Source organism: Colwellia asteriadis, from assembly GCF_039523295.1.
Classification (GTDB): Bacteria; Pseudomonadota; Gammaproteobacteria; order Enterobacterales; family Alteromonadaceae; genus Colwellia; species Colwellia asteriadis.
This window is the reverse complement of record NZ_BAAAFA010000011.1, coordinates 76,117-101,761: the sequence shown is the minus strand read 5'-3', so window position 1 is coordinate 101,761 and position 25,645 is coordinate 76,117. Positions and strand designations below refer to the sequence as shown.

The 25,645-nt window shown below is 38.0% G+C and carries 21 protein-coding genes and 4 tRNA genes; 13 read left to right on the top strand and 12 right to left on the bottom strand.

What is annotated here, in order from left to right; all coding sequences use genetic code 11:
* Positions 1-5 precede the first annotated feature (5 nt).
* Together uvrB and ABD005_RS15395 are read right to left on the bottom strand one after the other, a co-directional pair.
* Positions 6-2,015, bottom strand: coding sequence for an excinuclease ABC subunit UvrB (gene uvrB, locus ABD005_RS15400; protein ID WP_343818531.1), 2,010 nt, complete (start codon positions 2,013-2,015; stop codon positions 6-8).
* Entirely contained in the window at positions 2,015-3,382 is a 1,368-nt protein-coding gene (locus tag ABD005_RS15395) for an MATE family efflux transporter (RefSeq protein ID WP_215980002.1), read from the bottom strand. Before ABD005_RS15395 ends, uvrB begins: the two co-directional genes overlap by 1 nt.
* Positions 3,383-4,025: 643 nt before the next feature.
* On the opposite strand from ABD005_RS15395, the gene ABD005_RS15390 reads away from it, so the two are divergent.
* The 4 genes from ABD005_RS15390 (at position 4,026) to ABD005_RS15375 (ending at position 4,428) form a co-directional block, all read left to right on the top strand.
* Positions 4,026-4,101 (top strand) — tRNA-Asn (locus ABD005_RS15390).
* Between the two features lie 33 nt (positions 4,102-4,134).
* Positions 4,135-4,210, top strand: a tRNA-Asn gene (locus ABD005_RS15385).
* A gap of 33 nt (positions 4,211-4,243) precedes the next feature.
* Positions 4,244-4,319: transfer RNA gene (locus ABD005_RS15380), tRNA-Asn, on the top strand.
* A 33-nt stretch (positions 4,320-4,352) separates the two neighbouring features.
* Positions 4,353-4,428, top strand: a tRNA-Asn gene (locus ABD005_RS15375).
* A 214-nt stretch (positions 4,429-4,642) separates the two neighbouring features.
* On the opposite strand, the gene clpA is transcribed toward ABD005_RS15375, so the two are convergent.
* Together clpA and clpS are read right to left on the bottom strand one after the other, a co-directional pair.
* Complete coding sequence (gene clpA / locus ABD005_RS15370; protein WP_215978947.1) at positions 4,643-6,901, bottom strand: ATP-dependent Clp protease ATP-binding subunit ClpA; 2,259 nt, start codon at positions 6,899-6,901, stop codon at positions 4,643-4,645.
* A 20-nt stretch (positions 6,902-6,921) separates the two neighbouring features.
* On the bottom strand, positions 6,922-7,242 hold the full coding sequence (gene clpS / locus ABD005_RS15365; protein ID WP_215978948.1) for an ATP-dependent Clp protease adapter ClpS: 321 nt from the start codon (positions 7,240-7,242) through the stop codon (positions 6,922-6,924).
* Positions 7,243-7,495: 253 nt separating this feature from the next.
* Between clpS and cspD the strand changes: the two genes are divergently transcribed.
* The gene (gene cspD / locus ABD005_RS15360; protein ID WP_215978949.1) at positions 7,496-7,714 is read left to right on the top strand and encodes a cold shock domain-containing protein CspD; all 219 of its coding nucleotides are present in this window, start codon (positions 7,496-7,498) and stop codon (positions 7,712-7,714) included.
* A gap of 621 nt (positions 7,715-8,335) precedes the next feature.
* On the opposite strand, the gene ABD005_RS15355 is transcribed toward cspD, so the two are convergent.
* A complete protein-coding gene (locus ABD005_RS15355) occupies positions 8,336-10,567 on the bottom strand; it encodes an NADP-dependent isocitrate dehydrogenase (RefSeq protein WP_343818528.1) in 2,232 nt (743 codons plus the stop codon).
* A 182-nt stretch (positions 10,568-10,749) separates the two neighbouring features.
* Between ABD005_RS15355 and ABD005_RS15350 the strand changes: the two genes are divergently transcribed.
* The 6 genes from ABD005_RS15350 to ABD005_RS15325 all read left to right on the top strand — a co-directional run bounded on the left by ABD005_RS15350 (position 10,750) and on the right by ABD005_RS15325 (position 16,042).
* Positions 10,750-11,355: a pseudouridine synthase gene (locus ABD005_RS15350; protein WP_343818526.1), complete on the top strand. Its 606-nt coding sequence runs from the start codon at positions 10,750-10,752 to the stop codon at positions 11,353-11,355.
* Positions 11,345-11,833: an NUDIX hydrolase gene (locus ABD005_RS15345; protein WP_343818525.1), complete on the top strand. Its 489-nt coding sequence runs from the start codon at positions 11,345-11,347 to the stop codon at positions 11,831-11,833. The genes ABD005_RS15350 and ABD005_RS15345 overlap by 11 nt, the downstream gene beginning before the upstream one ends.
* Before the next feature lie 163 nt (positions 11,834-11,996).
* The gene (gene mnmA / locus ABD005_RS15340; protein ID WP_343818523.1) at positions 11,997-13,130 is read left to right on the top strand and encodes a tRNA 2-thiouridine(34) synthase MnmA; all 1,134 of its coding nucleotides are present in this window, start codon (positions 11,997-11,999) and stop codon (positions 13,128-13,130) included.
* Positions 13,131-13,270: 140 nt separating this feature from the next.
* Positions 13,271-13,894: a high frequency lysogenization protein HflD gene (gene hflD / locus ABD005_RS15335; protein ID WP_343818521.1), complete on the top strand. Its 624-nt coding sequence runs from the start codon at positions 13,271-13,273 to the stop codon at positions 13,892-13,894.
* Between the two features lie 74 nt (positions 13,895-13,968).
* The gene (gene purB / locus ABD005_RS15330; RefSeq protein WP_343818519.1) at positions 13,969-15,339 is read left to right on the top strand and encodes an adenylosuccinate lyase; all 1,371 of its coding nucleotides are present in this window, start codon (positions 13,969-13,971) and stop codon (positions 15,337-15,339) included.
* A 229-nt stretch (positions 15,340-15,568) separates the two neighbouring features.
* Complete coding sequence (locus tag ABD005_RS15325) at positions 15,569-16,042, top strand: GNAT family N-acetyltransferase (RefSeq protein WP_343818517.1); 474 nt, start codon at positions 15,569-15,571, stop codon at positions 16,040-16,042.
* A gap of 38 nt (positions 16,043-16,080) precedes the next feature.
* Here the strand turns inward: ABD005_RS15325 and ABD005_RS15320 are convergent, their stop codons facing one another.
* On the bottom strand, positions 16,081-16,485 hold the full coding sequence (locus ABD005_RS15320; protein ID WP_343818516.1) for a DUF4826 family protein: 405 nt from the start codon (positions 16,483-16,485) through the stop codon (positions 16,081-16,083).
* A gap of 224 nt (positions 16,486-16,709) precedes the next feature.
* Here ABD005_RS15320 and ABD005_RS15315 point away from each other — a divergent pair, with 224 nt between their 5' ends.
* Complete coding sequence (locus tag ABD005_RS15315) at positions 16,710-17,747, top strand: Leu/Phe/Val dehydrogenase (protein WP_343818640.1); 1,038 nt, start codon at positions 16,710-16,712, stop codon at positions 17,745-17,747.
* Between the two features lie 143 nt (positions 17,748-17,890).
* Here ABD005_RS15315 and ABD005_RS15310 read toward each other — a convergent pair whose 3' ends face one another.
* From ABD005_RS15310 to thrS, 5 genes are all read right to left on the bottom strand, one after another.
* A complete protein-coding gene (locus tag ABD005_RS15310) occupies positions 17,891-18,994 on the bottom strand; it encodes a phosphoribosylaminoimidazolesuccinocarboxamide synthase (RefSeq protein WP_343818514.1) in 1,104 nt (367 codons plus the stop codon).
* Between the two features lie 273 nt (positions 18,995-19,267).
* Entirely contained in the window at positions 19,268-19,627 is a 360-nt protein-coding gene (gene rplT / locus ABD005_RS15305) for a 50S ribosomal protein L20 (RefSeq protein ID WP_215978959.1), read from the bottom strand.
* Positions 19,628-19,643: 16 nt separating this feature from the next.
* Entirely contained in the window at positions 19,644-19,838 is a 195-nt protein-coding gene (gene rpmI / locus ABD005_RS15300; protein WP_033094689.1) for a 50S ribosomal protein L35, read from the bottom strand.
* 161 nt (positions 19,839-19,999) lie between these two features.
* A complete protein-coding gene (infC, locus tag ABD005_RS15295; RefSeq protein WP_215978960.1) occupies positions 20,000-20,557 on the bottom strand; it encodes a translation initiation factor IF-3 in 558 nt (185 codons plus the stop codon).
* A 174-nt stretch (positions 20,558-20,731) separates the two neighbouring features.
* Positions 20,732-22,657, bottom strand: coding sequence for a threonine--tRNA ligase (gene thrS, locus ABD005_RS15290; RefSeq protein ID WP_343818507.1), 1,926 nt, complete (start codon positions 22,655-22,657; stop codon positions 20,732-20,734).
* A gap of 458 nt (positions 22,658-23,115) precedes the next feature.
* Between thrS and ABD005_RS15285 the strand changes: the two genes are divergently transcribed.
* A complete protein-coding gene (locus ABD005_RS15285) occupies positions 23,116-23,748 on the top strand; it encodes an SRPBCC family protein (RefSeq protein ID WP_343818505.1) in 633 nt (210 codons plus the stop codon).
* Positions 23,749-23,853: 105 nt separating this feature from the next.
* Here the strand turns inward: ABD005_RS15285 and ABD005_RS15280 are convergent, their stop codons facing one another.
* Positions 23,854-25,545, bottom strand: a complete 1,692-nt coding sequence (locus tag ABD005_RS15280; RefSeq protein ID WP_343818503.1) for an NAD(P)/FAD-dependent oxidoreductase — start codon at positions 25,543-25,545, stop codon at positions 23,854-23,856.
* Positions 25,546-25,645: the final 100 nt, after the last annotated feature.

The following is a 25,645-nucleotide window of genomic DNA, read 5'->3' as shown; positions in this document are numbered from 1 at the left end:
AAATATTAACTTGAGAGCTGTTGTACTCTTAACTTTGCTACTTGGTTTCGTATCGATGCCGCTTGCTCAAATTCTAGGTTTTGCGCGTGGTTTAACATCTGTTTCTCAAGCGCAGTAATTTTATCGTCAATTTGTTTAGTACTGAGTACCTCCTCATCAACATTATACTGAGCAATAGACTCTGCTACTTTATTAAGCTGCTTTTTATCACTGTATGTACCAACATCCATCACATCAGTGATTTTACGAATGACCCCTTGCGGCGTGATATTGTTATCAAGGTTAAATTGATGCTGCTTAGCTCGTCTTCGCTCTGTTTCATCAATGGCAAAACGCATTGACTTAGTCACTCGGTCGGCATACAAAATAGCTCGTCCGTTCAAATTACGTGCCGCACGACCAATGGTTTGTATCAATGAACGCTCTGAGCGTAAAAAGCCTTCTTTATCGGCATCAAGAATAGCAACGAGAGAAACCTCGGGCATATCAAGCCCTTCTCGGAGCAAGTTAATGCCGACCAAAACATCAAACTTACCTAAACGGAAATCTCGAATAATTTCCATACGCTCGACGGTATCAACATCAGAGTGAAGGTAACGTGTTTTAATACCATGCTCATCTAAATAATCAGTTAAATCTTCTGCCATACGTTTAGTTAACGTAGTTGCTAATACTCGTTCATTAAGTGGTAAGCGTTTATGTATTTCTGACAGTAAGTCATCGACTTGTGTTTCTACTGGCCGCACTTCAATTTCAGGGTCGAGTAAACCGGTTGGTCGAACAACTTGCTCAGCAACATCGCCTGCCGACTTGTCTATTTCATACTGGCTAGGCGTTGCCGAAACATAAATGGTTTGCGGAGATAAAGCTTCAAACTCTTCAAATTTCATCGGGCGGTTATCGAGCGCTGATGGTAATCTAAAACCGTACTCTACTAAGTTTTCTTTACGTGAGCGATCACCTTTATACATAGCGCCAATCTGCGGTACTGTAACATGCGACTCATCAATAATAAGTAAACCATCATCCGGTAAGTAGTCAAATAATGTAGGTGGTGCTTCACCAGCGCCGCGGCCTGATAAATAACGAGAGTAGTTTTCTATACCTGAGCAATAGCCAAGCTCAGTCATCATTTCAATATCGAACTGTGTTCTTTGTGATATTCGCTGCTCTTCAACTAATTTATTATTACTTTTAAGCTGCTCTGAGCGATGCTTTAACTCTATTTTAATTTGCTCAACCGCTGCTAATATTTTTTCTCGTGGGGTAGCATAATGCGTTTTAGGGTATACCGTAACACGTGCGAGCGTACGCTCAACTTGCCCAGTTAAGGGATCAAATTGACTAATACGCTCTATTTCTTCATCAAAAAGCTCCACTCGTAATGCTAAACGATCTGACTCGGCAGGAAAAATATCAATAACATCACCGCGAACACGGTAGGTAGCTCGCGCAAAAGCGACATCATTACGTGTATATTGTAATTCAGCTAAACGGCGTAAAATATCACGCTGGTTAATGATGTCGCCTTGACTGATATGGAGCATCATTTTTAAATAAGAGTCAGGATCACCTAAACCATAAATAGCGGATACCGAAGCAATAATAATGACATCACGTCGCTCTAATAACGCTTTGGTTGCAGACAAACGCATTTGTTCAATATGTTCATTAACCGAAGCATCTTTTTCAATAAAGGTATCTGTAGTTGGCACATACGCTTCTGGCTGATAATAATCGTAGTATGAAACAAAATATTCCACGGCATTGTCTGGGAAGAACTCTTTCATTTCCCCATAAAGCTGCGCGGCTAAAGTTTTATTAGGTGCCAACATCATCGTTGGTCTATTGAGCTTTTCAATCACATTAGCGATAGTAAAAGTTTTACCTGAGCCGGTTACACCGAGCAATGTTTGATGCGCTAATCCAGAGTCAATACCTGAAAGTAACTGCTTTATTGCTGTTGGTTGGTCACCACTTGGCGTGTAATCAGAGCATAAGGTTAAAGATTTCATCAAGTATGCTCCTGAAGTAAGCAGTTATCATTAGAAAATTGTTTTATAAATAAACGATAAGAAATCATAGCCATGACTAAAATACCAACTAGTGCACCAATAAATAGCCCCGTGAGTCCATAAAAATAACTTCCAATAAAAGCTAACGGTATATAACAAACAAACAAGCGAATAACACTTAACACCAAAGCAACCATGGGTTTATGTAGCGCATTAAAAGAAGAGTTAGTTAAAATAATAACCCCTTGTAACCCGTAGCCTAACGGTAGGATCCAAATAAACAAGGTAATAAGCTCAGCTACGGCTTGCTCTTTGGCAAATATACTTGCTATCCATGGTGCACTCACCGCTAGAATAATATAAATAAGTATTTGCCAAGCAAGCACGAATTTTATCGTGCTTTTATAAGCTTGTTCAACCCGGGATAACTGCCCTGCACCAAAGTTCTGACTAATAAAAGGCGGTAAAGTCATAGACAGTGCCAATAACACCAAACAGGCTATGGACTCAATTCTTGAGCCGACACCAAAAGCGGCCACTGCAGACTCACCGTAACCGGCAACAATCGCGGTCATTATTGCCGCTGCAATAGGAGTTAACATATTAGCCCCTGCTGCAGGTAAACCAATTTTTAAAATATTACGACAAGCAGACAGTAATTGTTTGCTGGGAATAAACGAAGTGTGAATAAGGTTTAGTTTGGTTGTTAATACATAAAAAACAAAGACAAGACCAAAGATCCATGACACCAAAGTAGCAATAGCAGCTCCTTGAATTCCCATAGCAGGAATAGGACCAACACCAAAAATAAAGATAGGGTCTAATATTGCATTAATAAGCCCTGCACTTCCCATAATAATGCTCGGGGTCTTGGTATCACCTGAGGCACGCAAAATAGCATTACCTATCATAGGGCCAATTAAACAAACACTACCAACATACCAAATATCCATATATTGATGAATTAGCGGTAATACTGACGCTTGGGCTCCCAATAACATAAAGAGCTCATCGGTAACTAAATAGCCGACAAAGGAAATTGCCGCAACAACAATTGCCGCAAGATAAAGCGCGGCCGTAGCAGCGTCTTTAGCAGACTCGTGATCTTTTCGCCCTAAGTATTTAGCAATGACTGCTGAAGTGCCTATACCTAGACCAATAGTTAAGCTAATTACAGTGAACGTAACGGGAAAAGTAAAACTAATAGCAGCTAAAGGCTGCGTACCTAATAAACTAACAAAGAAAGTATCAACTAGATTAAAGGTCATTAATAATACCATGCCGTAAATCATAGGTATCGTCATGCGTTTTAGTGTATTAGCAACGGGATCTTCAAGTAGGTCAACTTGCTTTGTATTATTTGTCATTAAGTTATCGGTAATATTTAGGGGAAGCACTAATTTATAGTTATTATTGTAAAAGAATTACGGTGGTTTACCTAGCCTAGTTTACTTTTTAAATGTTACAAATAATCAAAAAATCCTTGTTATTCACACCATTTAAGCAATGCTAAATTACAATGTCATAAAATAAGGTAATAAAAAAACACACAATATTTTTCCCAAATTTGTAACTGATTAAAAAACAATCCACCAAATATAAAAAACACGAAAAACACATTACCAACTGATTTTAAAAGAAAAAATATAAAATCAATTTTATGTTGACTTAGCGCAAGCTCAATAGAATGGAAAGTACCCTACTTTGTAACACTTTAACTCACAAAGTTATCCACAGCTTTAGTGGATAACTGTATGAATTGGATATTCATTCAGCAACGATATAAAATATACAAACGAGATAAGTGAAAAAGCAATGACAGTAGTATTACTGATGAAAAAACCAACGTTAATGAGCATTTAATAAGCGTTGATGTTTATATTTCCATCAAAAATAAAATATTTAATTTTTTTTTATTTTTTGTGTTGACACTCAGCCCACAGGTCTTTAATATTCCGCCCCGTTAGCCGAGACGGTTAGCAAGCTTATCGAAAGAAAAGCAGTTATAATTCCCCAATAGCTCAGTTGGTAGAGCGATGGACTGTTAATCCATGTGTCACTGGTTCAAGCCCAGTTTGGGGAGCCACATTCTTCTTATAAACAGAAGTAAAAAGTTTATTCCCCAATAGCTCAGTTGGTAGAGCGATGGACTGTTAATCCATGTGTCACTGGTTCAAGCCCAGTTTGGGGAGCCACATTCTTCTTGTAAACAGAAGTAAAAAGTTTATTCCCCAATAGCTCAGTTGGTAGAGCGATGGACTGTTAATCCATGTGTCACTGGTTCAAGCCCAGTTTGGGGAGCCACATTCTTCTTGTAAACAGAAGTAAAAAGTTTATTCCCCAATAGCTCAGTTGGTAGAGCGATGGACTGTTAATCCATGTGTCACTGGTTCAAGCCCAGTTTGGGGAGCCACATAATGTAAAACGAAAAAGCTACGACTATTCGTAGCTTTTTTCGTTTCTGTGTTTCTCATTTCTGTGTACTAACAATCCTTTTGTTAATACATTTCAAGACGAGACAGATTGCTAATAAAAAGCTCTATTTATTACTAAATAGAGCTTTTTCTGCACTTCTGGTTATTTTCATTGATGACGACAATTACCTCTCGACAAGGAATACTCCGTAATTACTTCTCAGCAATAAGTTCTTTTTTGTTTTCAAAGTTGATCACGAGTTTGTCTTTTTTAACATCAACCTTCGCCACTCCACCTTGTGTTAGTTCACCAAAAAGCAGCTCATTGGCAAGTGCTTTCTTTAAGTGTTCTTGTATTAAGCGTGACATTGGTCTTGCTCCCATGGCTTTATCGTAACCATGCTCAGCTAACCATAGCTTAGCTGTTTTACTTAACTCTAACGATACACCTTTCTCATCCAGCTGTGCTTGTAGCTCAACGATAAACTTATCAACTACTTGCTGAATAACATCAGTGCCTAAATGATTAAACCAGACAATATTATCTAAGCGATTTCTAAACTCGGGCGAAAATACCTTATTAATTTCACTTAAAGCATCTAAGCTATGATCTTGTTGTTTAAAACCAATTGACTGCCTTACCGTTTCTTGTACACCAGCATTGGTCGTTAATACTAGGATGATATTTCTAAAGTCAGCTTTTCGACCATTATTATCCGTTAGAGTACCGTGGTCCATAACCTGCAGTAAAATATTATAAACATCCTCATGGGCTTTCTCAATTTCATCGAGTAAAACAACCGCATGTGGATGCTTAATAACAGCATCTGTTAATAAGCCACCTTGCTCATACCCCACATAACCAGGAGGAGCACCAATTAAACGGCTAACAGCGTGTTTCTCCATGTACTCTGACATATCATAACGTAAGAGCTCAACGCCCAATATTTTCGCTAATTGTTGAGTTACTTCAGTTTTACCAACCCCAGTAGGTCCTGCAAACAAGAATGAGCCTATAGGCTTCTCTTCATTGCCTAAACCAGCACGAGAGAGGCGGATCACTGAGGTTAATTCGTCAATAGCTTTATCTTGGCCAAATACCACTAATTTCAAATTACGATCAAGATTTTTTAAACCATCTTTTTCTGAAGAAGAAACTGATTTTTCAGGTATTCTGGCCATTTTTGCTACAACACTTTCAATATCAATGTTGTTAATCACTTTTTTACGCTTACTCGGCGCAACTAATTGTTGCTTAGCTCCAGCTTCGTCAATAACATCTATTGCTTTATCAGGTAAAAAACGTTCATTAATGTATTTGGCGGACAACTGTGCTGCCGCATGTAGAGCCTTATTGGTATAACGAATACCGTGATGGTTTTCGTATTTATCTTTTAATCCCTGTAAAATTTTAGTGGTATCAGCAACACTTGGCTCAGCAATATCTATTTTTTGAAAGCGGCGCGCTAATGCGCGATCTTTTTCAAAAATACTTTGATATTCTTGATATGTTGTAGAGCCTAAACAACGAATCTTACCTGCGGAAAGTAATGGTTTAATTAAATTAGAGGCATCCATCATCCCGCCCGATGCAGCTCCTGCTCCAATAATAGTGTGAATCTCATCAATAAACAGTACTGCGTTTTTATCCGCTTCTAACTCTTTAAGTAATGATTTAAAACGCTTCTCAAAGTCACCTCGATATTTAGTGCCAGCAAGTAACGCTCCCATATCTAAAGAATAGATAGTTGCATCCGCTAAGAACTCAGGAACTTTTTTAGCGACAATTAAATTAGCTAAACCTTCTGCAATAGCCGTTTTACCTACACCTGCTTCGCCAACAAATAAAGGATTGTTCTTTCTACGCCGACTCAAAACTTGTAATGTTCGCTCAAGTTCGTCATCTCGACCAATTAAAGGGTCTATATTACCTTTTATCGCTTCTTCATTTAAATTAACTGAGAAGTTCTCAATGGTACGTGGTTCTTCTTCCGTATGTGACTCACCATCAAGTGGTTGACTGGAAGTACCATCATCTATTTTAGCAATACCATGTGAAATATAATTAACAATATCTAAACGACTAATGTCTGATTTTTTTAAAATGTAAGCAGCTTGAGATTCTTGTTCACTAAAAATAGCGACAAGTACATTAGAGCCACTCACTTCACTTTTTCCTGAAGATTGAACATGAAAAACAGCACGCTGTAAAACACGTTGAAAACCTAATGTTGGTTGGGTTTCTCGCTCTTCTTCACCCAACGGAATCATCGGGGTTGTTTCACTGATAAAATCAAGTAGGCTTTTACGCAATCGAACTAAATCTGCGCCACAAGCACTAAGCGCTTCTATGGCAGAAGGGTTATCAAGTAATGCCAACAATAAATGCTCTACTGTCATAAATTCGTGGCGTGATTCTTTAGCTTGACGAAAGGCTAAATTTAATGAAACTTCTAAATCTTTATTTAGCATAGGTACTCCAATTTACAAATTTAGGCTTTTTCTAATACACACTTAAGCGGGTGTTGATGTTCATAAGCAAAGCGTTCAACAAAATCCACTTTGGTTTCTGCAATTTCTGCAGTAAATGTGCCACATAGGCCCTTACCCTGGTAGTGAATCGTTAGCATTATCTCTGTAGCCTCCTCTTCATTTTTATTAAAAAATTGTCGTAACACCTCAACCACAAAATCCATCGGCGTGTAATCATCGTTTAATAAAAACACGTGATACTTAGCCGGCTCTTCTAAATCACTCTTGATTTCTTCTTCTACAAAATCTTGAGTATCAATTAACTCTTTCCAATTACTCATATTTATATCTTAGTATCTACTGCTTATTTTTGCTGTAATTTTTAATGCATTAATTTTGCGTATAAATAGAACAAAAAAACAAAAAAATCACGTTTTAACTTGACTAATTTTATAATTTATCTACGATTTGAACAGTGACTAATTTTTAGTCGCCAATTTGTTGTCTATTTGAATAATTTTTTATTAATAGGCACAAACTATGGGTTAAGTTAACCATAATTAAATACTAAAGGATATAGAAGGAAGTAGATGTATGGCTCACGGAACAGTTAAATGGTTTAATAATGCGAAAGGTTTTGGCTTTATTCGTCCAGATAGTGGCGGGGATGATATTTTTGCACACTATTCAACGATAGAAATGGATGGCTACCGAACATTAAAAGCTGGACAGGATGTCAATTACGAACTTAATGAGGGCCCTAAGGGTCATCATGCAGCAAGTATAAAACCAACAGACGATGAAATAGAATAGAAATAATAATAAATTTTTTCATCTTGTAAATACATTTCAAAAACACAGCATTTGCTGTGTTTTTTTAGCGCTGTAATAAGCAATCAACCTCAGTTCGGCTTAGCAAATCTTTCTATAGCGACTATTGTTACTAACTTACCTGAGCTCGGCTTAACAAATGTTTCTCTAGCAGCTACTTTTCCTAACTTCTTCGTTAAATTTACTTGCAATAGGCCAGCTATTGACGCGAAATTTTCCTTGAATTAAGAAAAACTATCAAGCTAGCGGTTCATAAAATTAATTTTTACTGATATTTCAATTTGTTAAATATCTCTTAAGCCGAGTTCAGGTTAACTTCTTCGTCAAATTCACTTGCAATAGCTCCTTATTGGCGCATGAATTTTTCTTGAATTAAAAAACTATCTCACCGTAGTCTGCATATAAAAATTGATTTTTAATTTGCTGAACACTTCTTAAACCAAGTTGAGGTTAACTAAGGCAGTACCGCGCATACCAAAACCCACAAATAAAAAAACGATGCTAAAAAGCATCGTTTTCAATAAAAGTCACTGGCAACTTAACTCATTGCTAGTGCTTCATACTTAATAATCTAACGTTTTGATTAAACTCAATTAAGCTCAATTAAACTAAGCTAGCTAAAATAGTATTTAACGTTGTACTCGGACGCATAGCTTGCTCTGCAAGTGCTACATCAGCAAAGTAGTAACCGTTAATATTTTGCGCTGGGCCTTGAGCTGTATTTAGTTCATTAACTATGGCTTCTTCTTGTGCTGTTAATGATTGAGCGACATCAGTAAATAACGCTTTTAACTCTAAATCTGTAGATTGCTCAGCTAATGCTTGTGCCCAATAAAGTGCTAAGTAGAAGTGGCTACCACGGTTGTCTAACTCACCAACACGACGTGATGGTGACTTGTTTTTATCTAAAAACTCACCGGTCGCTTTATCTAGTGTATCAGCTAACACTTGTGCCTTAGCATTACCTGTATTCACACTTAAGTGCTCTAAAGAAGCCGCTAGTGCTAAAAACTCACCTAAAGAATCCCAACGTAAGTGGTTTTCTTTTTCGAACTGCTGTACGTGCTTAGGAGCTGAACCACCTGCACCTGTTTCAAACAAACCGCCGCCATTCATTAATGGTACGATTGATAACATTTTTGCACTAGTACCTAACTCTAAAATAGGGAATAAATCAGTTAAGTAGTCACGTAAAACGTTACCCGTTACAGAAATAGTATCTTCACCTTTAGCTGCACGTGCTAATGTGTATTCACAAGCTTTTACTGGCTCAAGAATTTGTATATTTAAACCTGTTGTATCGTGGTCTGCTAGGTAAGTGTTAACCTTTTTAATCATTTGTGCATCATGACCACGATTTTCATCTAACCAAAAAATAGCAGGAACATTAGTGGCTTTAGCACGAGTTACTGCTAATTTAACCCAGTCTTGAATTGGCGCGTCTTTAACTTGACACATTCTGAAGATGTCACCTTGAGCAACAGTTTGCTCAATTAAGGTTTCACCTTGAGTATTCACTACACGAACAACACCAGCACCAGTCATGGTGAATGTTTTATCATGCGATCCGTATTCTTCAGCTTTTTGTGCCATTAAACCAACGTTTGGTACCGTGCCCATTGTTGTTGGGTTAAATGCCCCATTTTCACGACAAAAATCAACAACAGCAGAAAATACACCTGCGTAGTTACGATCAGGGATCATAAACTTAGTATCTTTTTGCTTACCATCAGGTCCCCACATTTGCCCTGAAGCACGAAGTGCTGCCGGCATTGATGCATCAATAATGACATCACTTGGAACGTGTAAGTTAGTAATACCTTTATCTGAGTCGACCATCGCCATTTCTGGACGGCTTGCATAAACTGCTTGTAAATCTGCTTCAATTTCAGCTTTTTGATCCGCTGGTAAGTTAGCAATTTTCGCATAAACATCGCCAATACCGTTATCAGCATCAACACCTAATGCTTCAAATGTAGCCGCATGCTTAGCAAAAACATCTTTATAGAAAACTTTAACTGCGTGACCAAACATAATAGGGTCAGAGACTTTCATCATGGTTGCTTTTAAATGCAACGACAACAATACGTCTTCTTCTTTTGCTTTGTTAATTTCTGTTTCAAAGAACTCAACTAATGCAGATTTGCTCATTACTGATGCATCAATGATCTCTTTATCTAATAAAGGTAAGTCAGATTTTAAAACATTAACATCGCCATTTTCGCCAACAAACTCAATATTTACCGACGTAGCACCGTCAATCGTAACTGACTTTTCGCTACCATAAAAATCACCTGAAGACATGTGTGCAACATGCGATTTAGACGTTTTAGACCAAGCACCCATTGAGTGTGGATTATTGCGTGCATACTGTTTAACAGAACCTGGCGCGCGACGGTCTGAATTACCTTCACGTAAAACAGGGTTTACCGCTGAACCTAATACTTTAGCATAGCTCGCCTTAATGGCTTTTTCTTCATCAGTTTTAGGCTCTGCAGGGTAATTCGGTAGCTTGTATCCTTTTGCTTGTAATTCTTTAATCGCGGCTTCTAACTGAGGGATTGAAGCTGAGATATTTGGTAATTTAATAATATTTGCTTCTGGTGTTTTCGCTAACTCACCTAGTTCAGCTAACGCATCATCAATGCGCTGTTCTGGCGTTAAGTATTGAGGAAAATTAGCTAGAATACGACCGGCAAGAGAAATGTCACGTGTTTCAACATTAATGCCTGAAGAAGCAGTATAAGCTTGAATAATTGGCAATAAAGAATACGTCGCTAATGCTGGCGCTTCATCGGTAATAGTATAAATGATTTTAGAGTTATCAGTGCTCATTGAGTTTCCTACTGTAATTTAGCTAAAAGCCAAGATGAAATGCATAAAGATGCACTAAAAAGTAATTAATATTCACCCAAGCATAAAATTTATTTGCGCACGCATAGTATAGTAATTCAAAGCGTATTAAAATAGCCTAGCAAGCGCTTGAATAATTTATTTTCTCGGAACCCATCACCAAAATGAAGAAAAACAACGGCTATACAAGACATAAGACAAAACCTAAAACCAAGGCGAAGCCACTAATAGGCGATCGAAAAATTGTCCTATTCAATAAACCATTTGATGTATTGTGCCAATTTACTGACGAGCAGCAGCGTCGAACACTGAAAGATTACATTAATATTGAAGGCGTTTATGCAGCAGGAAGATTAGATAGAGACAGTGAAGGTTTATTAGTATTAACCAATGATGGACAATTACAGCACCAAATAGCCAACCCAAGTAAAAAAACTGAAAAGACTTACTGGGTCCAAGTTGAAGGGGCACCGCAAGAGAGTGATCTTGACAAATTACGTCATGGGGTCGAACTTAAAGATGGGCTAACTAAGCCAGCCAAAGTTAAGTTAATGCCTGCTCCCAACATATGGGCTCGCACTCCTCCTATCAGGGAGCGAGCCGCTATCCCAACAACGTGGTTAGCAATAACAATAACCGAAGGGAAGAATCGCCAGGTAAGACGAATGACCGCAAATATCGGTTATCCTACACTGAGACTAATTCGCTATAGCATAGGTCAATGGAATATCGAAAACATTGCTAATGGGGAGTATCGACTTGAATCTTAAGCAAGGAGTGACAACGAACCACCATGGCGAACAGCAATTTAAGCCCAATACGACTGTCGCCGCAATTATCCACCATCAGGGCAAATTTTTATTAGTCGAAGAAATTGAACAAGGAAAAACCGTTTATAACCAACCTGCCGGCCATCTTGAAAAAGGTGAAAATTTAATTGAAGCCATTAAACGAGAAGTGTTAGAAGAAACCGGGTTGAGCTTATCCCCAGATTATTTATCAGGCATATATTATCTCTATCGCCAAGATGTCGACCTTTACTTCTTAAGGTTTTGTTTTGTTATCGAATTAACAAGTTACTTAAAAGGCAAAGCCAACGATACTGATATTACTGCGACCCACTGGTTATCACTTGCTGAAATTAAAGCGAAAACCTTTGAGCTCAGAAGCTCTATGGTACTTGAATGTATTGAAGATTACTTGTCCGGTAATAAAATTTTATTATCCCATTTAAAATCGATGCTTTGACCTATATCCTAAGCTAACAGCATGCTATAATTTCGCGCCTTTTATTAACAACAAGTGTTAATAAAGCGTTGAGTATTTCGTTTTCGTTTACTTTTATTTATCTTTTATACACTTAATTATGTTCTTTTCACATAAATAAAACACAACCAGAAATTAGTAATTTATGAGCAAAACAAGCACCTTAACCGCAGAAAACAGTAAATCACCTGAGCAAATCAAAGTCATTGTTGGTATGTCCGGTGGTGTCGACTCTTCCGTTTCAGCTTACCTACTGCAACAACAGGGTTACCAAGTTGAAGGCTTGTTCATGAAAAACTGGGAAGAAGACGACACGGACGAGTATTGCGCTGCTGCAGACGATCTTAAAGATGCACAAGCAATATGCGACAAACTAGGTATTAAATTACACACCATCAATTTCGCAACCGAATATTGGGACAATGTTTTTGAGTATTTCTTAGCTGAATATAAAGCAGGAAGAACACCAAACCCCGATATTATGTGTAATAAAGAAATCAAGTTTAAAGCCTTTTTAGAGTTTGCTTGTGAAGATTTAGGTGCTGATTACATCGCCACCGGTCATTATGTACAACGCGAGTTTCGTGATAACCAATGGCTAATGATTCGCGGGCTCGATAATAATAAAGATCAAAGCTATTTTTTATATACCTTAAACGAAGCACAAATTGCGCAAACGTTATTCCCTGTGGGTCATATTGAAAAGCCTGAAGTCAGAGCTATTGCAGAGCAAGCAGGTTTAGTGACACACAATAAAAAAGACAGTACTGGCATTTGTTTTATTGGTGAACGAAAATTCAAAGACTTTCTTGGTCAATACTTACCAGCAAAACCCGGTATTATTGAGTCCGCAGAAGGTGAAGCAATAGGTCATCATGATGGTTTGATGTATCACACGCTAGGACAGCGCAAAGGTTTACGTATTGGCGGTTTAGCAAACGCTGGCGAAGCGCCTTGGTACGTGGTTGAAAAAGATTTATTGCGTAATGTCTTAATTGTCGGTCAAGGACATAATCACCCGCGTCTTTTTTCAAAAGGTTTAATCGCCAATCAACTCGACTGGGTTAATCGTACACCGCTAAAAAGTAGCATTAAATGTACGGTGAAAACGCGTTACAGACAAGAAGATGTGGCATGTACAGTCACTCCGTTAGCCAATGATGAATACCAAATAGACTTTGAAGAACAGCAAAGCTCAGTAACCCCTGGGCAGTCAGTTGTTTTTTATCAAGGTGATGTCTGCTTAGGTGGCGGCATCATCAATACACTCATTCGTTAACATCGTTGATATGGGATGATTTAAAGAACTGGCTCGGTGCCTCGTTTACTGACTATTTTGAGTTTAGCATGAACGACTTCCAGACAACTTACCGAGCAAGTTTTATCTTAAGCTAATGCTGAAATTAATATTGAGAAAACATGAACGATAAAATTATTACTTTTGCTGTAATTTGCCAAGTTGCTTACCATGTGCAACAAGTGTCTAAAAAAGGGCTTATTTCAGACGAAGATTTTAGTGTGTTATTACAAAGCTTGATTGAAACATCACCTGAAAACACCTTGGCGGTATATGGTAATGACTTACATAATGTTAAAAAAGGCTTATCGCTATTAATAACACATTTAAGTAATGACACCCAAAACAGTCCAAAAGATCCTGAATTTACACGCTATGTTATCAGTCTTATCAATTTAGAAAGGCGCCTAGCGAAGCAGCCTAAGCAGCTCAATAACTTAGGTGAACGGATTGATGCAACCAAACGCCAATTAGCGCATTATGACTTAACCAGTGAAACGTTAATTGCAAGTTTTGCTAGCATTTACAGTGATGTTATCAGCCCATTGGGTCAAAAAATCCAAGTGACCGGCGAACCAGAAATATTGAAGCAAACCGTTAACCAATACAAAATTAGGGCGTTATTACTTGCCGGTATCAGAGCTGCGGTGTTATGGCGTCAAGTAGGTGGCAAAAGAAGACAAGTACTTTTTAGCCGTAAAAAAATGGTGAATACCGCCCAAGCCTTACTTAAACAAGTTGAGTGAAACAGGTTTAGCGAAAATTAAAGTAAAAATTTAACTCTATTAACATATTTAATATATAACTTTAGGAAAACATTATGGAACTTTCAGCATTAACTGCTATTTCACCCGTTGATGGTCGATACGGCAGCAAAGCAAGCGCATTGCGTCCTATTTTTAGTGAGTTTGGTTTAACCAAATATCGCGTAACCGTTGAAGTACGCTGGTTACAAAAGATAAGCAATACTAACGAAATCAACGAAGTTCCAGCGTTTAGTGATGCGGCAAACAAGGTATTAAATGCTATTGTTGATGATTTTTCAGAGCAAGATGCACTTCGTATAAAAACAATTGAAGCAACGACTAACCACGATGTAAAAGCCGTTGAGTATTTCCTTAAAGAAAAAATTGCTGATAATGCAGAATTAAATGCAGTAACTGAGTTTATACACTTTGCTTGTACTTCTGAGGATATTAATAACCTTTCACACGGTTTAATGTTGAAAGAATGCCGTGAGCAAGTGTTGTTACCAGCCATCGATGAAATTTTAGCGAGCATTAAAAGCTTAGCGATTGAGTATAAAGCCATCCCGATGATGTGTCGTACTCATGGTCAACCCGCTTCACCAAGTACTTTAGGTAAGGAAATGGCTAACGTTTATGTTCGTTTACAACGTCAACGTGAGCAAATTGCCAACATTGAATTACTGGGTAAAATTAACGGTGCAGTAGGTAACTACAACGCTCACTTAAGTGCCTATCCTGAAGTTAACTGGCATGGTTTTGCTGATGAATTTGTTAGCTCTTTAGGCTTAACTTGGAATGCGTTTACAACACAAATTGAACCGCATGATTATATTGCCGAGTTATTTGATGCCGTCGCGCGCTTCAACACCATTTTAATTGATTTTGACCGCGATATCTGGGGCTACATTGCCCTTGGTCACTTCAAACAAAAAACGATTGCAGGTGAAATTGGCTCGTCAACGATGCCGCATAAAGTTAACCCGATTGATTTTGAAAACTCAGAGGGTAATTTAGGTATTGCTAACGCACTCTTTAGTCATTTAGCACAAAAACTACCAATTTCTCGCTGGCAACGTGATTTAACTGACTCGACTGTTTTACGTAACTTAGGTGTCGGTTTTGCGCACGCGCTAATTGCTTATCAGGCCACATTAAAAGGTATTAGTAAGTTAGAAGTTAATGAAGCAAACCTAGCACATGAGCTTGATCACAACTGGGAAGTATTGGCTGAGCCTGTACAAACAGTTATGCGCCGCTACGGTATTGAAAAGCCTTATGAGAAGCTTAAAGAGCTGACACGTGGTAAACGTGTCAATGCTGACTCTATGCGTGAATTTATTAACAACTTAGAGCTTCCAGAAGCGGTTAAAGCTGAATTATGCTTATTAACACCTGGCGGTTATATTGGTCGTGCGGTAGACTTTATTGATGAATTAAAATAGCTAAGCTATTAAAAATCAATAAAAAAGAAGGCTTCGGCCTTCTTTTTTTGTCTCGTTCGTTAAAGAAAAGAGCCTAAAAGTTCGCATTTTCACTCCCTTCTCGTTTGATTAATCTCAAATCATTAACTAATGTTAAATTATTAGGGGCTCTTAATATTCGGTCAGTAATAACAAGCGCACACCTACCTAACACTAACTATTTTACGTTATCACACACCTAGAGGTAACAATGTCTTACAGTATTAGTCGAGTACAATGGCAACAAGCGGCCCCACTGCTAAAGAGTATTCGTGAAAAAGTGTTTGTCTGTGAGAGGCGTATACCCAAAAAAATAGAGTTTGATAATGGTGATCGCACTGCATATCACATGCTTGTCTGTGACGATCAAAACCAAGAGCCTATTGCAACCGGCAGAATATCCCCCCAAGGAGAAATAAGCAGAATAGCCGTCGTCATTGGTTACCGAAGCAAAAAAGTTGATAAGTTTATTATGAAAGGCTTATTTAGTATCGCTAAAGAGTTATCATTAAAGGAAGTTTTTATTTCAAGTCCATTAGATAAAGTAAGCTACTTTACTGAGCACGAGTTTTACCCTATAGGCTCTGTTTATATGGAAGCTGGCATGCCAAAACAACGTATGGCATGCTCAATAAATGAAGCATTAAAAAATATTGATAGCGCTAAGTATTACCTTAACCACTAATAGTTAACACAGAATAAAATCTGTTTAAAATTTATCATCTAAGCTTGCCATAAGTTTTCGTTGTCACACACCTGATACAACCCCTCTGCTCTACTAATTAAGAAACCAGCAAAATCTTTTTGAGCATTATTATCCGACTGTAATAAATTTTCAGCTTGTACTTGCCACTTTAATGAAAAGTGTTTCAAGGCATCTCTTGCTGTGGTAGCGACATCAATAGAGCTATGATCCGTAGGCAAGTCACCACAAATAACCCAATATTTACTACCACCTGTTACTGTTAACTTCCAAATAGCAATCATAGGGGTTAAGTAACGGCTTTCCTCTGCAGTAACACTTTGCGTTACCAACCCTTTCTCAGCTAAGTATTTGGTCGCAACTTGATACTGTTCTTTAATCCATTGCTGCTGCTCTTGTGTTGTCATTGCGACTTCTTGTGTCATTAGTTTCATACCTTAAGAAATAATATTATCTGAACTCAGACCATAGTTACATAAACCGTTCATAGCACTTGCTGTAGCTTTAACTTAACACTTTAACTCATTTAATCTTCGGGTTAATTATCTACCCTAGCTAGTCTATAAAAAAGCTAAGTGCTATGGTGCATTTCATTAATTACAACACAATTTACAAGCCTTTTCTAGCGTGGCTATGGAGATATATGTCAATGGCATTCTTTGATTTACCTGACTTCGATGATCATGAACAAGTTGTTTTTTGTAGCGATGAGGCCAGTGGTTTAAAAGCAATTATCGCAGTACACAGTACGGCACTTGGCGCTGCTGTTGGCGGATGTCGCATGTGGGATTATGCTAATGATGAAGACGCTTTAATAGATGTGTTGAGATTATCAAAAGGCATGACCTATAAGAATGCAATGGCTGGCTTGACTATGGGCGGCGGTAAATCTGTTATTATTGGCGATGCTAAAACCTTAAAATCTGAGGGATTATTCAAAGCCTTTGGTCAGGCATTGAACAACTTAAATGGCCGTTACTTAAGTGCAGAAGACGTTAATATCACCACACAAGATATTGCAATAACTAACACCGTAACGCCTTTTGTTACTGGAACCGAGGGTAAAAGTGGTAACCCAGCACCTTTTACTGCCCTTGGTACTTTCTTAGGCATTAAAGCTTCCGTAAAACACAAGTTGAAGCGTGATGATTTAACTGGCTTAACTGTTGCCGTGCAAGGTTTAGGTAGCGTTGGCTATTCATTATGTGAGCATCTACATAATGCAGGTGCTAAATTAATTATTACCGACATCAATAAGCTTGCTTTAGATAAAGCCGCAAATGAATTTGGCGCAACGATTGTCAACTTAGATGAAATTTACGATCAGGATGCTGATATTTACGCCCCTTGTGCTCTAGGCGCTACAATTAATGACGATAGCCTTAACCGATTAAAAGTAAAAATTATCGCAGGTTGTGCAAATAATCAACTTGCAACACCTGCGCATGATCATATGTTATTAACAAAAGGGATTTTATATGCCCCAGATTATGTTATTAATGCTGGCGGTATCATTAATGTCTCATTCGAAGATAATTATGATGCTGATAAGTCGACTAAAAAAGTACATGAAATTTATCATACTTTACTAGATATTTATCAAAAAGCTGAATTGAGCAACTCACCTACGGGCGTTATTGCTGATGAAATGGCAAGAGAAATACTGACAAATGGTGGCAAAAAGTAGCCTGTACTCAGCCAATGAGTAAATAATAAATTCTAAAAAAAATGGCAATGATATTACAATCATTGCCATTTTTTGTGTTCACTTTTAAGCGAAAGAATGGCTTAAACCATATTATTTAAGCCATATGTCTTCAGTAATATAGCTTAATCAATTAGCTGGTATTGCTGACGTAAAATATCAACAATTTCGGCTTTTGGGTTATCAGAAAGTACTATTTTTTGCCCAGTCACTTTTTCTGCAATATCAATGTAAGTTTTAGATACATTCATTAGTACATCGACAGGTAGTGCATTATCGCGTGCTAATGCTTCACGCTCAGCCATACGATCTTTATTTAGTAAGATATCAGGATCTGGGAAATGGTTTAATAATAGCTGCCTAAAACCTTCTTTTGAGTTTTCAACGACGTTACCTGCTCGGTATTCTTCGCCGTCCCATATACGTGATGAATCTGGCGTACCAACTTCATCCATATAAATCAGCTTATCGTTACCCGCCTTATCTTTTACATAACCAAACTCAAATTTTGTATCAATAAATATTTGATCAAGCTCAGCTAATGCAGAAGCAATAACATCAAAACCTTGAGTTAGTAACTTCTCATATAAACCAATATCATCTACCGATTTAAAGTTAAAAGCACTGAAGTTATCTTCAATGTTCTTACGCGTAATATTAACATCATCCGCCTCAGGAACACCTGGAATGCCCTTTAAAATACCTTTGGTTGATGGTGTTTGTAATAATGTTGGTAACTTACTATCTTTCGTTAGCCCTTCAGGTAAATTAATACCACAAAACTCTCGCTCACCTTTAGCATAACTACGCCACATAGAGCCCGTAATATATTGACGGCAAATTGCTTCAATCATTACTGGTTGTGCTTTTTGCACTATCCAGACGAAAGGATGAGGAATATCAAGAATATGGCTATCAGCTAGTCCCTGCTCTTTAAACAGTTTAAACCAATGGTTTGAAATAGCATTCAATGCTGCACCTTTGCCAGGAACACCTTTCATACCACCTTCACCATGCCAAATACAATCGAAAGCAGATATTCTATCGCTAATAACCATAATGGCTAATGCAGTGTCGCTAGGTACGTTGTAGCCCTTCTCTTCAATAAGGCGTTTGCTATCGGCTTGGGTTAACCAATAAACAGAACGAACTTTACCACTGTGAACTGGCGCATCGGTACGAATTGGCAGGTCGTTATTCACCGCAAGAACTTTGTCGCTAAGACTCATGATTTTTCTCTCAATTAAACTAACTGTTTACTTTAATAACTTAAATGACTGACTAAATTGATAATACACGTTAAAGAAAAAACGATGACTTTTTGCATTAACTATTATACCAATTCACCGTGTGTTGATATCGAGTTCAATAACGCCCATAAGTATTATTGAAGTTACTCATTTTTATTTTCTATTTAGCGTCAAATATAAAATAAAAATAAGCAAAAAGAAAAGGACGCAATAAGCGTCCTTTTATTCAAGCTTTACAGCTTACATTCTGTCTTAAGCAGCTAAAGAAGCTTGCGCTTTTTCAACTAAGAAAGTGAATGCTGCTTTATCGTATACTGCGATGTCAGCTAGGATCTTACGATCGATTTCAATAGAAGCCTTTTTAAGACCATTAATGAAACGGCTGTAAGATAAACCATTTTGACGAGCTGCTGCGTTAATACGAGCGATCCAAAGCTGGCGGAATTGACGTTTACGTTGACGACGATCGCGGTAAGCGTATTGAGCTGCTTTAGTTACTGCTTGGAAAGCAACACGATAAACACGACTACGTGCACCGTAATAACCTTTAGCTTGCTTTAGAACCTTTTTGTGACGTGCACGAGCTTGTACACCACGTTTTACTCTAGCCATTTTCTATATCTCCTAATTAACCGTGACGTAAAAGTTTTTTAACTGACTTAATGTCAGATGCGGCGATCATGCATTTAGCACGAAGATGACGCTTAACTTTAGTACGACGCTTAGTCAAGATATGACGAAGGCCAGCTTGTTTGAACTTATAGCCAGAAGCTGTTTTTTTAAAGCGCTTTGCAGCACCTTTATTGGTTTTCATTTTAGGCATGTGAATAACTCCGCATTTATACCCGTAGGTATATGCCAAATATTAAGTAGCGAGGGCGAAAGTAATAAATATTACTTTACTTGCAAGCCTTTACTACCAGCGTAAAGATAAAGTTGGTGAATAAAGTATCCGAAGATACTTTATTACTTTCAGACCAAGTTTTATCTATTTTTAGGGGCTAAGACCATCACCATTTGACGTCCTTCCGCACGACGCGGGAAGAACTCAAGCACAGTTAACTCTTCTAAATCGTTTTTAACGCGAGTTAGTAAAGCTAAACCAAGCTCTTGGTGCGCCATTTCACGGCCACGGAAACGTAAAGTAACCTTGACCTTGTCGCCGCCTTCTAAAAAGCGTTTCAGGTTGCGTAGTTTTACCTGATAATCGCCTTCATCTGTACCAGGACGGAATTTAATTTCCTTAACCTGAATTTGTTTCTGATTTTTACGTTGTTCTTTTTGTTCTTTAGCTTTTTCATAGATAAACTTGCCGTAATCCATGACACGACAAACCGGTGGTTTAGCCGTAGGGCTAATTTCAACAAGATCTACGCCCGCTTCTTCAGCCTGATCCATTGCTTCATTTAATGTAACGATGCCACCTGGCTCTCCGTCAAATTTAATTAAACGAATTTCGTCGCCTGGTATATCAGTAATTAACTCATTTAAACGATGAGCTGGCTCTTTACGTCCGCCTCGTTGTCCACCTTTAATAGCCATGTTCCTCCAAAGAACTTTTTTTATCTTATAAGTATTATTTTATTCTGTTAGTACTGTGCTTAATTAAAGCGACGTTGATTATACTATATTTCACAATAAAATATTGGTTAATTAGCATCTAGATTATTCGTCATAATAATTAACCATGTTGGGTGTCCGTTAATGCATATTTTTTTACGCTAAACTATCACTTTGGCGACTATTTACTTCACCTGATAATTTTGTAATAAAGTCATCAATCGACATTTTTCCTAAATCTTCACCACCTCGAGTACGAACAGCAATTTCACCTGCTTCCATTTCTTTATCACCTACAACTAATAAATAAGGAACTCGCTTCAAAGTGTGCTCGCGGATTTTAAAGCCTATTTTCTCATTTCTCAAGTCTAGTTTTGCTCTAAAGCCATTTTCTTTTAGTTTTTTAACAATTTTTTCACAATATTGACCTTGTTTATCGGTAATATTCATAATTGTGACTTGAGTTGGCGACAACCACGTTGGGAATTTACCCGAATATTCTTCAATCAAAATGCCAATAAAGCGTTCTAATGATCCTAAAATAGCGCGATGAATCATTACCGGTGTGTATCTTTCGTTGTCTTCACCAACATAAGTTGCACCTAAACGCTCTGGCAAAGCAAAATCAAGTTGCACTGTGCCACATTGCCAAGCTCGGCCTAAACAATCCATTAAGGTAAACTCAATTTTTGGCCCGTAAAAGGCACCTTCGCCTGGCAAATATTCAAACTGAATATTACTATCAGTTAATGCTTGCGCTAAACCAGCTTCGGCTTTATCCCAAATTTCATCACTACCAATACGGTTTTCTGGTCGAGTAGAAAGTTTTACAACAATATCTTCAAAACCAAATGAGCCATAAACGTCGTAAACCATTTCAATACATTTAGTCACTTCTGCTTGAACTTGTGACTCCATACAGAAAATATGCGCATCATCTTGAGTAAAACCACGAACACGCATTAAGCCATGTAGTGAACCTGACGGCTCGTTACGATGACAACAACCAAACTCAGCAATACGTAATGGTAAATCACGGTACGATTTTAAGCCTTGGTTAAAGATTTGTACGTGCCCTGGACAGTTCATCGGTTTAATAGCGTATTCGCGTTTTTCAGACTCAGTGGTAAACATGCCATCAGCATATTTATCCCAGTGACCTGATTTTTCCCAAAGGCTTCTGTCCATCATCATTGGCGCTTTTACTTCGTCATAATCGTATGAACGTAGTTTTTCACGAACAAATTTTTCTAGTTCGGTGTAAATAGTCCAACCATCGTTATGCCAAAATACCATGCCTGGCGCTTCTTCTTGCCAATGGAATAGATCTAGCGTTTTACCAATTTTACGGTGATCACGCTTTTCAGCTTCAGCTAAGCGTACGATATAAGCTTTAAGTTGTTTTTTATCAGCCCATGCTGTGCCGTAAATACGTTGCAACATTTTATTGTCTGAATTACCACGCCAGTAGGCGCCTGCAACTTTCATTAATTTAAAATGATGGCAGTGGCGCATACTTGGTACATGAGGGCCGCGACACATATCAATATATTCTTCATGATGATATAAAGCAGGAGTGTCTGTTTTCTCAATATTTTCATCAAGAATTTGTAATTTATAAGTTTCGCCACGTGCTGTAAATGCATCGTAGGCATCTTGCCATGAACCTGTTTTTTTAACGACTTCATAACCCGTACGCGCTAATTCAGTCATACGCTTTTCAAGCTTAGCTAAATCGTCTTCGGTAATTGATTCTTCAAGATCGATGTCATAATAAAAGCCATTATCAATCGTAGGTCCAATCGCCATTTTAACGTTTGGATATAACTGTTTAATAGCATGACCTAATAAGTGGGCACATGAATGACGAATAATTTCAAGACCTTCGCTATCTTTGCTGGTGATAAGTTGTAAGTTTGCATCAGCTTCAATCAGCTCACACGCATCAACTAAGTCACCATTAATACGGCCAGCAATAGTTGCTTTAGCAAGACCAGGACCAATATCAAGGGCAACATCCATTACAGAAACAGCTTGCTCAAATGAGCGTTGAGAACCATCGGGGAGAGTTATTACAGGCATAATTTTTCCTTATCAGTGGCGGCGCATACCAAGCGTCGCTTGAAAATTAATTTAAAAGTAGTAGCTAATACTTCATTTTATTAGCATTTTTCGGCATTAAAACATAAAAAAGAGCAAAAGCTCCTTTTATATGTTATTTGGATAGGGATTGTAAAAGCCTTGCGCTTTTTAAACAAGGGCTTTCATTGAGAATTTATGTCATCTCACGCTAAAGAAGCTTTAAACGTTAATTTACAAGCCAAATTAAAACAAAGTAATGACGATAAAAATCATCGTTTGGCACTAACTTATGTACAAGATAACATTGTAAAATATAATAAAAAAATCTACTATGGCGGCCTTTTGAAGTGGCTATAGCTATAACCAATCATTATTGAATGGCAACATTTTATCTCATGAAACTTATCTTTTTCCTATTTATTGTACTTACCTCTCACTTTAGTTGTCACGCAAGCAATATGCCTTGGACTGTATGGGAAGATAATAGGCATTTAAGTGTCAGCTATAGAGATGCTCAACTGCCAACGCAGCAAAGTGCCGCTGGTTTAATTGAAATACAAGCAAAACTCAGCGTTGAATCAAGCCTTGCCGGTTTTTTATTATTTCTTCAAGATGTTGATAATACGCCCAATTGGTTAAAAGGCGCACAAGAAAGTAAAATACTTACTCACGCATCAGCAAGTGAGCAAAGTTTTTTCGTGACTTTCTCAAAAATATGGCCATTAAAACCGCGACTACTATTGTTGCATTCTCGCTTTTGGCAAAATGATGATCTCAGCGTTGATATGTCGGTGACACAACTTGCTCCTCCTGAGAATTTAACCACGGCTCTTGACGAAAGCATTGACGATTTTTTTATTGTCACCATTCATCACGCTCATTGGAAGTTAACACCTAAACTGCAAGGTGGCTCGCTACGAATAGCTATTGAATATACGGTGATTGCCGATGGCGGCGGTAATGCGCCGACATGGTTAGCAAACCATATGGCGCTGAAATCAATTTGGAAAAGCATGCATGCCTTACAACAGCAATTACCCCACTCACATTGGCAAAGCAAAAAAATCTCTAATATTAAGGAGCTAAAATAATATTTATTTAGCTAACTCTTATGCTGTTTATATAAATGGGATAAATTCACAGTAAAATGAAAAGGTATCAATAAAGAGCTACCTTTTCATTTCCTGTTTCGTAGCTTACTTACTCGCTAACATTGATAACGCCATAGCTTCAGCCACTTTAATGCCATCAATCCCTGCAGATAAAATACCGCCAGCATAACCTGCGCCCTCGCCTGCAGGATATAAGCCCTTAGCATTAAGGCTTTCTAGTGTTTCTTTGTCGCGCGTTATTTGAATGGGCGAAGAAGTTCGCGTTTCTACTGCTGTTAATGTGGCATCATTCATTGAAAAGCCTTTAATTTTTCGCTCAAAAGCTGGCAATGCTTCTCTAATAGCAGCCACCGCATAAGGCGGTAACGCTTCACTTAAATCACAATAAGTAACGCCTGGTTTATACGATGGCGCAACACTTCCGTGTTCACCACTTTTTCTATTGGCAAGAAAATCACCAACTAACTGCACAGGTGCATCGTAGCTATCACCTCCTAAACGGAAGGCTTTTTCTTCTAAGTTACGTTGAAATTCTATACCTGCTAATACTGAATCTGTTTGTGCGCCGTATTCCCCTTGAGTAAAGTCACTCGGGTCAATACCAACCACAATAGCACTATTGGCGTTACGTTCATGGCGTGAATACTGGCTCATGCCATTAGTCACTAAACGCCCTTCTTCAGAAGCTGCCGCAACCACAGTCCCCCCAGGGCACATACAAAAACTATACACTGAGCGGCCATTACTACAGTGATGTACTAGTTTATAATCTGCAGCCCCTAAGATTTCGTTACCAGCATTTTCACCAAAACGAGCATCGTCAATAACTGATTGTTCATGTTCAATTCTAAACCCTACCGAGAAAGGTTTAGCTTTTATAAAAATACCTTCATCAAAAAGCATTTTAAAGGTGTCACGTGCGCTATGACCAATAGCTAAAGCAATATGACGAGTTTTTATTTCCTCGCCACTAGCTAATGTTAAACCCGTTACTTGTTTTTGCTGATAGCCTGCTAATTCGGGAGTAACACCTTCTGTGGAGATTGCAGAACTTGTGTTGTCATCAAAGTGAATTTTCTCTACCCGCTCACTAAAGCGAACTTCACCGCCAAGTTCAAATATCTTTGCGCGCATTTGCTCAACCATAGTGACTAATTTAAACGTACCTATGTGGGGTTTACTGACATATAAAATTTCATCCGGTGCGCCAGCTTCAACAAATTCATGTAACACTTTACGGCTATAGTGCTTAGGGTCTTTTACTTGACTATAAAGTTTCCCATCAGAAAAAGTGCCTGCACCGCCCTCGCCAAATTGTACATTAGACTCAGTATTTAATATTTTTTTACGCCAAAAACCGAACGTATCTTTAGTTCGCTCTCTAACTTCTTTACCGCGTTCTAAAATAATCGGTTTAAAGCCCATTTGCGCTAACACTAAACCAACAAATAAACCACATGGTCCCATACCAATCACAACCGGTCGTTCGGTTATATTTTCAGGAGCCTGTCCAACAAATTTATACGCCATATCTGGCGTTTCCTTGACTTGGTTATCTTGCTGAAACTTCACTAATAGCTGTTCATTTTCAGTGGTATCAACATCTACAGTGTAAATTAAAAAAATATTACTTTTTTTTCTGGCATCGTAACCACGTTTAAATACAGAAAAGTTAACTAGTTGCGCTTCATCAATTGAGAGTTTACTTAAAATAGCTTGTTGAAGTTCGTGCGCTTGATGGTCAAGGGCTAGTTTTATATTGGTTAAACGAATCATTTCTTTTGAAATCCAGCTGGGACGGAAGTAATTTTCGCTATTTTACCTATCCCGAGGCATTTTAGAAACAAGAGATTGAAATTGTGAGAAACAAAGGTAT